The organism is Ralstonia sp. TCR112 (assembly GCF_007997035.1).
In the GTDB taxonomy this organism is placed as follows: Bacteria; Pseudomonadota; Gammaproteobacteria; order Burkholderiales; family Burkholderiaceae; genus Ralstonia; species Ralstonia edaphi.
Genome location: NZ_VOSS01000290.1, coordinates 1 through 660, shown reverse-complemented (window position 1 = coordinate 660; position 660 = coordinate 1). Strand labels below are relative to the sequence as shown.

General features: G+C 63.6%; 1 protein-coding gene. It reads left to right on the top strand.

What is annotated here, in order from left to right:
* Nucleotides 1-236: 236 nt before the first annotated feature.
* The coding region (locus FUT88_RS26025) for a DUF2138 family protein (protein WP_147219395.1) at nucleotides 237-660 on the top strand (424 nt) is incomplete at its 3' end.

The window sequence follows — 660 nt, the reverse complement described above, 5'->3', positions numbered from 1 at the left end:
AAAGCCCGGCCACGTGCCGGGCTTTTTTTTCCCGCTTTTGTCCAGGCGCTGTGTGCAGACGCCACGCAACACTGGCGCTGCCCGATTCGTATTTTCTTGAGACGTTAACCCGCCTTAACATGCCAACCGCTATGATTTCGCGGTTATAGACCGGCACTTTTTACAATCTGCTCGCCCTTCAGCGGAGCAGGTTCCAGCAAGTCGCCGGCCCCTCCAGTCTTGCCGACGATTCCTCCATGAAGCTCACACGCAAGCAGATCGCCGTTGGTGCGGTCGCCCTGGTCGTTGCCGGCGCGGCGGTGGTGCAGATGGTCTGGCACCCGTTTGGCCGCACACGCGCGCTGCACGCCCGCCAGGTCCAGCTCGACCTGACCTATCCCGACGCCCTCATCGACAGCCAGAGCCTGTCGCAACTGCCGCGCGACGTGCTGCGTGTGCCGCTGCTGCGGGATGTGCTGACCGAAGATTTCGTCGCCTATTACGAAGGCAACGAAGACCGCCTCTCGGTGGCCGGTGCGCTGCGCCGCCTCGCTTATGAGCAGAAGCTCGACCTGGCCGAGACGGTGCTCAAGCACGTCTTCGACGAGCCCGCGCGCGTGATGCTGTGGCGCGGCCCGGACGACAAGCTGCGCTACTGGGTGCTCTCGATGCAGCGCAACG